The 12,267-nt window shown below is 64.9% G+C and carries 8 protein-coding genes; 7 read left to right on the top strand and 1 reads right to left on the bottom strand.

What is annotated here, in order from left to right:
* Nucleotides 1-431 precede the first annotated feature (431 nt).
* The 5 genes from FRC96_RS17625 (at nucleotide 432) to FRC96_RS17605 (ending at nucleotide 7,426) form a co-directional block, all read left to right on the top strand.
* On the top strand, nucleotides 432-722 hold the full coding sequence (locus tag FRC96_RS17625) for a co-chaperone GroES (RefSeq protein WP_115603148.1): 291 nt from the start codon (nucleotides 432-434) through the stop codon (nucleotides 720-722).
* A gap of 110 nt (nucleotides 723-832) precedes the next feature.
* Nucleotides 833-2,491 carry a chaperonin GroEL gene (groL, locus tag FRC96_RS17620; protein ID WP_146976400.1) on the top strand — a complete coding sequence of 553 codons (1,659 nt, stop codon included), beginning with the start codon at nucleotides 833-835 and terminating at the stop codon, nucleotides 2,489-2,491.
* 232 nt (nucleotides 2,492-2,723) lie between these two features.
* Nucleotides 2,724-4,424, top strand: a complete 1,701-nt coding sequence (locus FRC96_RS17615) for a serine/threonine protein kinase (protein WP_146976398.1) — start codon at nucleotides 2,724-2,726, stop codon at nucleotides 4,422-4,424.
* Between the two features lie 20 nt (nucleotides 4,425-4,444).
* Entirely contained in the window at nucleotides 4,445-5,983 is a 1,539-nt protein-coding gene (locus FRC96_RS17610; protein WP_146976396.1) for a serine/threonine-protein kinase, read from the top strand.
* Between the two features lie 174 nt (nucleotides 5,984-6,157).
* Nucleotides 6,158-7,426, top strand: coding sequence for a peptidylprolyl isomerase (locus tag FRC96_RS17605; protein ID WP_146976395.1), 1,269 nt, complete (start codon nucleotides 6,158-6,160; stop codon nucleotides 7,424-7,426).
* A gap of 267 nt (nucleotides 7,427-7,693) precedes the next feature.
* Here FRC96_RS17605 and FRC96_RS17600 read toward each other — a convergent pair whose 3' ends face one another.
* A complete protein-coding gene (locus FRC96_RS17600; RefSeq protein ID WP_146976393.1) occupies nucleotides 7,694-10,726 on the bottom strand; it encodes a fused MFS/spermidine synthase in 3,033 nt (1,010 codons plus the stop codon).
* Between the two features lie 190 nt (nucleotides 10,727-10,916).
* Between FRC96_RS17600 and FRC96_RS17595 the strand changes: the two genes are divergently transcribed.
* Both FRC96_RS17595 and FRC96_RS17590 read left to right on the top strand, forming a co-directional pair.
* A complete protein-coding gene (locus FRC96_RS17595) occupies nucleotides 10,917-11,366 on the top strand; it encodes an RrF2 family transcriptional regulator (RefSeq protein ID WP_146976391.1) in 450 nt (149 codons plus the stop codon).
* Nucleotides 11,356-12,264 (top strand): pyridoxal-phosphate dependent enzyme, encoded by a 909-nt coding sequence (locus tag FRC96_RS17590; protein ID WP_146976389.1) that lies wholly within the window; start codon nucleotides 11,356-11,358, stop codon nucleotides 12,262-12,264. The genes FRC96_RS17595 and FRC96_RS17590 overlap by 11 nt, the downstream gene beginning before the upstream one ends.
* Nucleotides 12,265-12,267 lie beyond the last annotated feature (3 nt).

Below are 12,267 nucleotides of genomic sequence, written 5' to 3'. Positions count from 1 at the left end.
GAGGATGGCCTCGGCGTGCGCGCGCAGCGCCTCGGCCATGTGCTTGAGGGCGTCATCGCGCAGGGCGCCGGGCTGGCGAGCGAGCTCGCGGGCGGCGCGGCGCACGCGCTGGGCCTGAGCGTTAAGCTGGGAAGGATCAAACAGGTCGGTCACGGAGCACTCGCAAAGATCGTGGTGTCAGCAATGCGCCACCCCGTTCGCGTACCTCGAAAGGGAGGTGAGAAGGGGGCGCTGTGCAGGGGACGATAGCGCCAAAGTCGGCGTAATTGAAGGGGAAGCGCTGCGTGTCAAACTTTTCTGCTTGACTTGGTTAGGTCGGCGCATACGGTATGCCGCGTTAGCACTCCCCCCTGGAGAGTGCTAAGGGGCCGGGTCGGCCCCTGTTTTCCAACACTCAACGTGTGTCTTAACCCATTCTACGAGGTGAAGCGATGAAGATTCAGCCCCTGTACGATCGCGTCCTTATCCAGCGTGTGCCCAGCGAAGAAAAGACCTCGACCGGGATCATCATCCCCGACACCGCCAAAGAGAAGCCGCTTGAAGGCATCGTGCGCGCCACCGGCAAGGGTAAGCCCGGTGATGACGGTAAGCCCGTCGCGCTGCAGGTCAAAGAAGGCGACAAGGTCCTCTTCGGCAAGTACTCCGGCACCGACGTGACGATCAACGGTGAAGAGCACCTGATCCTGCGCGAAGAAGAGATCCTGGCGGTCATCACCGACTAAGGCTCTTCGCCGAGCTCGCGCTCCACAAAGCGCGAGGGATGTTCTGAGTATGAATCTGGCTCGCCGACGATTGGGGCGAGCAACCCAACCGAAATATCAGGAGACAGACCATGGCCAAAGAGATCATTTTTGATACCCGCGCTCGCCAGCGCATCCTCAACGGCGTCAACACCCTCGCCAACGCCGTGCGCGTGACCCTGGGGCCGAAGGGCCGCAACGTGGTCATCGAGAAGAGCTTCGGCGCGCCCCTCATCACCAAAGACGGCGTGACTGTTGCCAAAGAGATCGAGCTTGAGGACAAGTTCGAAGACATGGGCGCCAAGATGGTCAAAGAGGTTGCTTCGAAGACCTCCGACACCGCCGGTGACGGCACCACCACCGCGACCGTGCTGGCTCAGGCCATCCTGCGCGAGGGCACCAAACTTGTGACCGCCGGTCACAACCCGATGGAGATCAAGCGCGGCATCGACAAGGCCGTGACCGCCGTCGTCGAAGAGCTGCACAAGATGGCCACCGAGACCAGCGAGCGCGGCCAGATCGCGCAGGTCGGCACCATCTCCGCCAACAACGACGAGTCCATCGGTAACCTCATCGCTGAGGCCATGGAGAAGGTCGGCAAAGAAGGCGTCATCACCGTCGAAGAGGCCAAGGGCCTGGAAGACGAGCTCGAGTTCGTCGAAGGGATGCAGTTCGACCGCGGCTACCTCTCGCCCTACTTCGTGACCGACGCCGAGCGTATGGAAGCGACCTTCGACAACCCCTTCATCCTGCTCTTCGACAAGAAGGTCAGCTCGATGAAGGATCTTCTGCCCCTTCTGGAGCAGGTCCACGGTCAGGGTAACCGCCCGCTCTTGATCATCGCCGAAGACATCGACGGTGAAGCGCTTGCGACCCTGGTGGTCAACAAGCTGCGCGGCGTGCTCAACGTGGCGGCCGTGAAGGCTCCGGGCTTCGGCGATCGCCGCAAGGCCATGCTCGAAGACATCGCCATCCTCACCGGTGGCAACGTCATCAGCGAAGAGCGCGGCATGAAGCTCGAAGCGGCCACCCTTCAGGACCTGGGCACCGCCGGCACCGTGACGATCACCAAAGACTCCACCACCATCGTCGGTGGTCAGGGGACCAAGGACGCGATCACTGGCCGCGTCAACCAGATCAAGGCTCAGATCGAGTCGACCACCAGCGACTACGACCGTGAGAAGCTCCAGGAGCGTCTGGCCAAGCTCGTCGGTGGTGTGGCCGTGATCAAGGTCGGCGCGCAGACCGAGATCGAGATGAAGGAGAAGAAGGCCCGCGTTGAAGACGCCCTCAACGCCACCCGCGCTGCCGTCGAAGAGGGCATCGTCCCCGGTGGTGGTGTGGCCGTGCTGCGCGCCTCCAAGGTGCTCGACGGCCTTGAGCTTGAGCGCGAGCAGGCCTTCGGTGTCGACATCGTGCGCCGCGCCGCTCAGGAGCCCATCCGCCAGATCTCGGCCAACGCCGGTGTGGAAGGCTCCATCGTCATCCAGAACGTGCTCAGCAAGGATGGCAACTACGGCTACAACGCCCGCACCGACGTGTACGAAGACCTGGTCAAGGCCGGCGTCATCGACCCGGTCAAGGTCACGCGTACCGCGCTTCAGAACGCGGCCAGCATCGCCGGTCTGATGCTGACCACCGAGGCGATGATCGCCGAGAAGCCCAAGGCTGGCGACGATGACGCCGCCGGTGCTGCGGGTATGGGCGGCATGGGTGGTATGGGCGGCATGGGTGGCATGGGCATGATGTAAGCCCTGCGCGTTGGCGCCGCGCGGAGCATCGTGCGAGCCGACGCCACCTGAACGCCTGAAGCGTTAAAGAAGCCGCCCCCTGCGAGATGATCGCCGGGGGCGGCTCTTTTTGTTCGCCCGGGCACCGAGGCCTTTGCGGCAACGAGGCGATGGACCGTGGAGATCTCGGGTGTTAGATTCGTGCGCCCGCCGCTGCTGCGGGACACAGGATGTGTTGAACCAGAGAGTCTTCATGACCCACCCAGGAGCAGAGACCCGGGCGTTACGCGAGCTGCGAGCCGGTGTTCTCTTCGAAGGAAAATACCGCATTGTGCGGCCGCTGGGGGAGGGGAGCTTTGCGACGGTGGTGCATGCGCGCCACGAGGTGATGGATCGCGATGTTGCGCTGAAGTTTCTGCGTCCGGATGTCATGGCGGCACATCCCGAGGTGGCCGAGCGTTTTATCAACGAGGTGCGCGTGGCCAGCCGCCTCAAAGATCCGCACACCGTGGCGATCTTCGACTTCGGGACGACCTCCGATGGCATCCCCTACATGGTGCTGGAGTACGTCGACGGGCGCACGCTCGACGAGGTCATTGAGGCCCGCGGCGCGCTGGGGAAGCGGCGCTCGATGGAGTGCTGCCTGCAGATCCTGGCCAGCCTGGAAGAAGCCCACGCCCATCACGTGATCCACCGCGACTTAAAGCCGGCCAACCTGATGGTGGGGCGCACCGCCCAGGGGGGCTGGACGATCAAGGTGCTGGACTTCGGTGTGGCCAAACTGGTGGAGCGGGCCGAGGAGAAGATCCAGACGAGCTCCGGGCGACAGTCCACCCAGTTTATCGGCACGCCTCGCTACATGAGTCCCGAACAGATCCTGGGCCAGAAGGTCAGCGCGTCCAGCGACCTCTACAGCCTGGGGCTGATCTTTTTTGAGATGTGCACCGGCCGCGCGTGCATCGCCGAGACGAGCGTGGCGAAGGTGGCGCGCTTTCATCTGGCTGAAGAGCCGCTACCTCTTGATGGCATTGAGGAGCTGCCCGAGGCGTTGCAGGCGATCATTCACCGCGCCACGGCCCGTCATCCGGAAGCGCGCTACGCTACCGCGCGCGAGTTCCGCGAGGAGCTCGAGGCCATTCTGCAGGGGCGCGCGCGCCGGCGCTCCTCGCATCGGACCATCCCGCAGACACCGACCTCCAAGTCGGAGCAGTCCGACGCCTCCGCCGATGTGTTCTCGGGCAAAGGGTATGTGCCGCTTCCGGAAGACTCCGAATCGGAAGCGAAGAGCAAGCCCGCTTCGCAGCGCACGCCCTCGGGAAACATGCGTCGCACCACAGGCGTGCGCCGCGCAAGCGGTCCGATCAGCGCGCCGCCGCCTCAGCGCACGGTCTCACAGTCGGGCAGCCGCACGGTCGCAGAGCTTGACCTCGATCTTCACTCCGTCGCGCGGCAGCAGCATCACCTTGCCAGCCGCCAGACGCCTACCGTCGACGATCTTCGCCAGAGCCAGGATCGCGTGGCCACGCAGGCGCACGGGCGACTGACGCTGGTGAGCAGCCTGGGGCTCGGGCTCATTGCGATCCTCTCGTTTGCGTTGGTCTCTGCGGCGGCCACTCCTCTGGGGAGCGCCACGCGCGCGGTGGTCGGGGTGCTGCCTTTTCTTCTGGCCTTTCTATGGGTAGCCTTCTCCAACACCTTGCACTTTCCCGACGTGACCCGGCGGTGGCTTTTGCCCTGGTTGCGGCGAACGGCGGCAGCCAGCGGGGTGGGGCTTTTGGTGATCGGCCTTGTATTTCCATCAGCCGCAGCGGCGGCCCTGCGCAACGATGCGCTGTGGTTCCTGGGAGAGCAGGTCAACGCTGCGCCGCTCTTTGTGCGCCTGACGCTGGGCTCGCTGGCCGGCGCGTTGGCCGGGCTCTATGAGTTGATGGCCGGCCTGCTACCCTGGGCCTGAACTCCCGAGACGAGGATAGGATGAGCAGCCCGCATCGACGACTGCAACAACTTATCCGCCAGGGCGATCTTCTGGTGGGGCGCTATCGCATCGGCCGCCGCGTGGGGGCGGGGGCCTACGGCATGATCTTCAGCGCGGTCGATGAGATCACCAGCGAGCGCGTGGCCATCAAGGCCATCCCCCCGGCCGACAGCCAGAGCTCGGAGACGGCCATCGGGCGTTTTCAGCGTGAGATGAAAGTGGTGCGCGCGTTGGTGCACGCCAACATCATCTCGCTCTATGACTTCGGGCGCACCGACGACGGCCTGATCTTCATGGTGCTGGAGTACATCGATGGCGAGACGCTCGATAAGGTCGCGCACGCCTCGCCACTCTCGCTGGAGGTGGCCGCCGACGTGACCCGGCAGATCGCGATGGCGCTTGAAGTGGCGCATAACGCCGGGGTGATTCACCGCGACCTAAAACCAGCCAACGTGATGCTCACGCCCACGCGCTACGGGGGCTACCGCGTCAAGGTGCTGGATTTTGGCATGGCCAAGGTGCTCTCGCGTCTCGAAGACGAGTCGATCGTCGATCTGACCCGCGAGGGCATCGCGGTGGGAACGCCGCGCTACATTGCGCCCGAGCAGGCGCGCGGGCTTCCGGTGGGACCGGCCGCCGATATGTACGCGGTGGGACTGCTCTTCTACGAGATGCTCGCCGGCGAGCAGGCCGTGCGGGCGTCGAGCGTGGAAGACGCCATCAGCGCACATGTCTCTCGAAAACCGCTGGAGCTTGCTCGCCTCAGCGCGATTGATCCTCGTGCGCACGCGCTGCTCCGAGCGTTGCTCGAAAAAGATCCGGAGCGCCGGCTCAACAGCGCGTCTGCATTGCTCAGCGCGCTCGATCGCCTGGAGCGTGGTCAGGAGGCTGCCCCCGCGCTCAACATCGCCGAAGTTCGGGACGGGGCTCTCGGCGAGCAGGTCGATATTCTGGCGAGCGTGGACCCGGATGAGTTCAAGCGTAAGCGCAGCGCGGGGGAGGTCGTCGGCGGGCTCTTCGGGCGTGGCGAGTCGCTGGAGCTGGACTACGACGCCTACCGCGAGCACGCCCCCCGGGAGCGTGACCCGGTGGCGCGGCGCCGCCAGCTGCGCTTTGATCGCTTTTTGAGGTTGCCGCGCTCGACGGCGGAGTGGGCGGAGGTGTGGTTGAGCTGCATCGCCTTCCCGATGGCCTTTTTGATGATCGGGGCGCAGGCCAGTGAGCTCGACCATGCGTTGCGACTCGGCGTCTCGGTGAGCCCCTTTGTGATCGCGCTGGTGTGGTCGCTGGCCTCGCCATCCAGCGACTGGTCGGGCTCGTTGGGGAGGTTGACCTGGCTCTTGAGTCTTGCGGGGGCGATGGCGGCGCATGCGCTGGGGCCTGCGGATCTGGCCGGCGCGATGGCGCGCGATCCGGCGTGGTTTGCGCGGGGCATCGACCACCTGGCGCTGGTGCAGTGGGTCGGGGGTCTCGCCACCTGGTTCTCGCATCACTGGTCGGCGCTGGTGCAGAGCCTGCTGGAGTCGGCCGGCGGCTGAGCGGGGGATATCGCTGTAGTACCCGGGGAATGCGCGGGCCGAGGCCACGGTTGAGGCCCGCGTACCTGTGAAGCGCGGCACAACGGCCGGCTTGACACTGCTCCGGCGTGGGTTGTAGGCCAAAGCCCGTTCTTTTGTGCCAACCCATGCATCTTTATTACCCCGGGAGATTTCATGCTCTTTGAGAAACGCCGACTGATCGGGCTCGCGCTCGTCGCTGCTCTGGGAGGCGGCGTCGTCGCCTGCGATTCCTCCACCACCGAAGACGAAGCGACGGCCAACGCCGAAGCTGAGCTCGCCGAGGAGGAGAAGGCCGAAGGTGAAGAAGTTGCCGAGGCCGGCGCTGAAGCGGCGCCCTCGCCCGAAGACATCCCCCTTGAGGAGTTGCCTTTTCATGCGACCGGCCCGGTCGCCAAGGTGAACGGCAATGAGGTTGGCCAGGAGACCTTCAACGAGATGGTCCGCCACCGCGCCGCGCGTCTCCCCGAGAAGGTGCCCGCGCAGATGCTCGAGATGCTCAAGTCGCAGACCGTTGACCTGGCCATCGACCACTACCTGGTGGAGAGCACCCTCGATGAGGCCAACGTCACCGCGACCGACGAAGACGTCGAGAAGCTCTTCAGCGAGTTCCGCGAGCGCTTCCCCAACGACGCGATGTTCCGCGGCTACCTCCAGCAGATGGGCATTGAGGAAGATGCGCTGCGCGAGAACATGGCGCGCGACGCCCGCCTGGAGAACTACCTGGCCGACAAGTACGACCTGGCGGTGCCGGCCGACGAGATCGAGACCTACTACAACGAGCACACCGAGCGCTTTACGCGCCCCGATGAGGTTCGTGCGCGCCATATCCTGATCAAGGTTGAGCGCGGTGCCGACGATGAAGCTGTGGCCACCGCTCGTGCCAAAGCTGAAGAAGTGCTCGCGCTGGCCAAGGCCGACGGCGCCGATTTTGAAGCGCTGGCCAAAGAACACTCCGAAGGCCCCACCGCCCCGCGCGGTGGCGATCTCGGGTTCTTTGCCAAAGAGCGCATGGTCCCCGAGTTTTCCGAAGCGGCCTTCGCGATGGATGCCGGCGAGGTCTCGGAGCTTGTGCGTACGCAGTTCGGCTTCCACATCATTCAGGTGGTCGAGAAGCGTGAGGCGGCGACCGCCCCGCTCTCGGAAGTCTCCGAGTCGATCTCGGTGGAGCTTCGTCACCAGCGTCGCACCCAGCTCTTCCAGCGCATGCTGACCGAGCTTCGGGAGTCGGCTGAGATTGAACGTCTCGACGACAACATCAGCGTCAACGAGAAGATGGCCGCCGCGCCCTCTGAGATGCCCGCGGGCATGCCGCAGATGAACCTGCCCGGTCAGGTCGCTCCGCAGCAGCAGGGGCAGAAGACGCTCCCCGGTCAGCAGCAGGGAAGCCGTCAGCTCAAGCTCGATCCGAGCCTGCAGCCCTGATTCCATCGCCCGACGTGGCGCGGTGAATTCAGCGTAAGAAAGAGCCCCGGCGCCTGAAGGCGTCGGGGCTTTTTGATGTGTGGCCCACAGACACGTTTACCGTGCAGGATCGAAAGCGGCGCGGCGCCTCATCTGCGCTAAGGTGACGTGGATGCTCGGTCTGCTGCCGGGAGAGCATTTAAAGGGTGTGATGCGTCGTGTCTGAGGCTCGTGATCTCCATGGCGCAACGATCACCCGGACCTCGGCGCACGGCATCGCAAAAGGCGCTATGGCGAGGGCTGGCCCGGGGCGGCGTTGACCTGTGGTGGCGCGTCGGAGATCGGGAGGTCAGGCTGGCCGGCGGCGCCGGCGAGCGCCTGGTAGGCCTCTCGGTAGCGCCGGCGCGTCGTGTAGACCTGGCCGGCGAGCAGGGGATAGAGCTCGGTGGCGGTGACATTGGCGTCGTCGCGGAGGTGATCGAGCTGGCGAGCGGCGCCTTTGAGATCGCCGGAGAGCATCAGCGCCAGGGCATGCACAAGCCCCCGGCGACCGCTGTATCCCTGGCGCGGCGCTTTCTCGCGGGCATAGAGCGCTTCGAGCACCGCCTCTGCCCCCTCGTCGTCCGAAGCGCGGCGTGCGAGTTCGGCGAGGGGGTCGGTGGGATTGGCAAAGGTGCGTCGTGCGGCCGGCACAATGGCCCGAGAGTCAGCCTCAAGCACATTGAGAAGTTCGTCGAGCTCGTCGTTACGACCACGCGCCTCGCGCAGGTTTTGCTCCCGAAGGATCGCCTCGGTGAGCTCGGGCTTGCCCGCCACCCAGGCCGCCCGGCCCAACTCGGCGACCCGCTGCGCGGTCCAACGCCCGTCGTCCGGCCACCCTTCGAGGTAGGGGCGAATGTCTCCGTAAATCTCACCGCTGAAGTAGTGCGTCGAGAAGAAGAGCTCGCCAATCGAATAGAAGATCAGGTCATGGGGGGCGTTGAACTCCAGCAGTCCGTTGTCGTCGGTGTTGAGCTCGGCGCCGGCGGCAAACGCCTCCATCTCGGCCTGGTTCATGAACATCAGCCCGTAGAGCTCGGTGATGTCTTCGATGCCGACCCGCTCAAGCTCCGCGCGCACCGAGTCGATCGACCACGCGCGCTCAAAACCCTCCGGCGGAAAGGCCAGCGGACGGTCGCTTCCGATCAAGATCAGATCGGTACTCTTGGCCTTCGATGAGAAGGCATGCACATGGGGAAACGCCGCCAGAAAGGTCGCAAAGACGCGGCGCACGTTGTCCGGGTGAAGCTCATAGAGTTGCACCCACTGCCCGTAGACCCCGCCGGGATTGAGCTTCTGGCGCACCCGCTCAAAGTACTCCACCGTGAACAGGGCCGAGACCCCGGCGATCCAGGGGTTGGAGGGCTCCGAGACGATTACATCGTAGGTGCGCGGGGTGTATTCGAGGTAGTTGCGGCCGTCGCTCTCAATGAGCACGTGCCGCGGATCGTCGAGCGGCCGGTGGTTGACGTGCTCAAAGAAGCGCGAGGCCTCCACCATCGTCGCTTCGATCTCGACCACCTCCAGGCGCTCAAGCGGCCACTGCAAGCTGGCGCCGGCGGTCACGCCGCTGCCAAACCCCACCATCGCGGCCTCTTCCTGACCGATCGTCACGTCGTCAAAGGCGCTGCGCGCCACAAAAGGCAGCAGCCCGACGAGGATCTGGGTGTCCATATCGGCGCCGTCGCTGGCCTCGGGCTTGCCGTTGGCTTTGAGCGCCACGCCTCCCCCGCGCCGCTCCACCGACGTGGTGGCGGTGAGGCCGTCCTCATAATAGAGGAGCTCCGGGGTGCTCGTCTCAAAGCTGGTCGGGCTGTAGACCTCGCGCGCCAGATGCACCCGAAACATCCCCGCGCTCAATCGCGCCCGATCGATCGGTGGTGCCACAACAAAGAGAGTGAGCCCCACGCCCAACGCCAGGGCCATCGCCAGGGCGCGCGGCCCGTGACGATGCTGGTAAAGCTCCATCGCCGCCAGGATCACCGCCGCGCCCAGGTTGATGAGGATCATCGCCGCGATGGCCTTCTGCATGCCCAGCCAGGGCATGATGATAAAGCCCGCCGCAAAGCTCCCCACGATCGATCCCGCCGTGTTGAACGCGTACGCCGTTCCCACCTCCTCGCCGGTCTGTTCCACCCGCGCGTTGACCGCACGCACGACCACCGGAAAGCTCATCCCCTGAAAGAGTGAGGGCAAAAACACGACCAGCGCCACCAGCCCGAACTGGTACGCATAGATCTCGCCAACGCTGGTGATCGTCTCGCGCGCCCGGTCATAGAGAAACCCCGGGATGCGATCGAGCACATAAAAGCCCACCGTAGCGCTGGAGGCGACCAGCGCCTGCAACATCGCAAAGACGAAGATCGGCCGACGCACCCGGTCAATGACCCGCGCGATCACCACGCTGCCGAGCGCGATGGCGATGAGGATCGCCGTGAGCACGAGCGTAAAGGAGTAGGTCGAACTCCCCAGGGTGATCACGTACGCGCGGGTCCAGAGCACCTGGTAGCTCATGGCCACCACGCCGCTGAGCCCGAAGAGGATCAGCGTCAGCCGCAACGCCCAGCCCGGCAGCGCCGCTGCAGGCACCTCGCCGCCAGGGGCGGGAGCCGGGTCAAGCTCGCGATCATCATCATCCGCATCGAGGAGGGCCTCGGCGCTGACGCCCTCCTCGATCATCTTAAAGCTCGCCAGCACCGTCGCGCCCAGCGCCAGGTTCACTGCCACAAAGATCAGGTTGGTGGCCTGCAATCCGAAACTCGGTAGCAGCACAAAGCCTGCCAGAAAACACCCCAGGCAGGCCCCCAGCGTGTTGGCACCGTAGAGCAGCCCGATGCTCCCGTGGAAGATCCGCCGGCGGTCGGCCAGCCACTGGCTCACCAGCGGGAGCGTCGCCCCCATCAGCGTGGTCGGGATCACCAGCACGGCAAAGACCGCCACAAAGCGCAGCAGGCTGAAGAGGTAGAAGTCGCTCATGAAGCGCTCAAAAAGCGGCGCATACAACGCGGGCAACACGCCCAGCAGCAGCGGCACGAGCAGGGCATAGAGCCCGATGGAGCCCTCCAGGATCCCGTAGAGTTTGAGCTGATTTCCCACCCTGCGGGCCAGGCGGCCGCCCAGCACGCTGCCGAGCGCCAGCCCGGCCATAAACGCGGTGAGCAGCGTGCTGATCGCAAAGCTCGTCGTGCCGAAGACCTGCTGGAGCATCCGCGCCCAGATCACCTCGAAGACCAGTGAGCTGAACCCGGAGAAAAGAAAGAAGATATAGACCAGCCGATGCACCACCTGCTCCTTGGCGCGGCGAGGGGGCCGCGGGTGAAAGATGTGGCGAGCTTAGCGGAAGTTGGCGGCGGCGTTGAGGCGGGAAATACGCGCGATGCGTTGACGGTTGAAAAGGCGTAAGTTAGGGAAAGTTGAGTTTGTTGGTCGGAATTGTTCCAAATAAACCTGACGAAACCGGTCGAGAACAGCGATGCGCCTTTCAAACCGAGCGATATACGGGCTCCGCGCCATCTTCGATCTGGCCTACCACAGCGGTGGCGAGCCCACCCAGGTGCGCGAGATTGCCGAGCGGGCGCAGGTCCCGGTGCGCTTCCTTGAGCAGATTTTTCTCGATCTCAAGCGAGCCGGTTTTGTGGAGAGCAAGCGCGGCCCGCGCGGTGGCTACCGCCTTGTCGCGGAGCCGGCCGCGCTGACATTGGCCGAGGTTTTTGGCGCGCTCGAAGATCTTCCCGAGCTTCCCGACGTGCTCGTCGAGGAGGTGGAGGAGAGCGCCGCCCGCGTGCCCGATGTGGTCTGTCAGGAGATTTTTGCAAAAATGATCGATCTGCTCAGCGACGTTACCGTCGCCGACCTGATCGAACGCGGCGAAGAGCTGGGGTTCTCCCGGCAGTGCTACGAGGGATTCACCTATGTCATCTAAGTCCGCCAACGCCACGCCGAACGCGCCCGTGGTCGAGCGTATGGATCAGCTCGTGGGCAACACGCCGCTGGTGCGCCTCAAACGCACCGGGGCGCCGAGCGGGGCGACGGTCTATGTGAAGATGGAGCAGTTTAACCCCAGCGGCAGCCTGCGCGATCGCTACGTGGCCGAGATCCTGGAGCGAGGCATCGCCTCGGGCAACGTCGTCGAAGGCGACACCGTGGCGGTGGCCGGCCTGGACGACTCGGCGGTGGCCGCCGCGCTTATCGGCGATGTGCTGGGGTTGAAAACTCGTGTGTTTGCGCCGAAGAACGCCAGCCGTCGCCTCTTCGATCTGGTGGTGCGCTACGGCGCGACCATCGAGTGGACCTCCGACGAGGGCGGGCTGGCCGAGGCGATCGAGAAAGCGGCGGGCTGGGCGCGCCAGGCCTCCGATCGACTCTACGTCGACAGCTACCGGCGCGAGGCGGTGCGCGACGCTTACGCGGCGATGGCCAGCGAGGTGCTCACCGCCCTTGATGGCGCGCCGCTCGGCGCGTTTATCACCTCGATCTCCACCGGCGGCACATTCCGCCACGTGGCCCGAGAGCTACGCGAGAGCTACCCCTCGGTGCGGATGGGCGGGGCGATTCTGGGAGATCTGGAACTTCCGGCCTTCAAAGAGCATCGATTCAACGAGCTCGCCCGCTTCTCCATGCGAGAGGCGTTCGCGCTTCGCGACGAACTTGCCGCCAGCGAGGGCATCCTGCTTGGCCCCAAAGGAGCGGCCTGCGTGGGGCTCGCCCTGCAGCTGCAAAAAGAGCTGGGCCCCGACGATGTCATCGTGGCGCTCAACCCCGACAGCGGTCAGCGCTATCTGGGGTGGGAGCAGGAGCTCATCGATCCGAGCGAGAACTAACGT

The organism is Lujinxingia vulgaris (assembly GCF_007997005.1).
Classification (GTDB): Bacteria; Myxococcota_A; Bradymonadia; order Bradymonadales; family Bradymonadaceae; genus Lujinxingia.
This window is presented reverse-complemented; position numbering and strand designations above follow the sequence as displayed.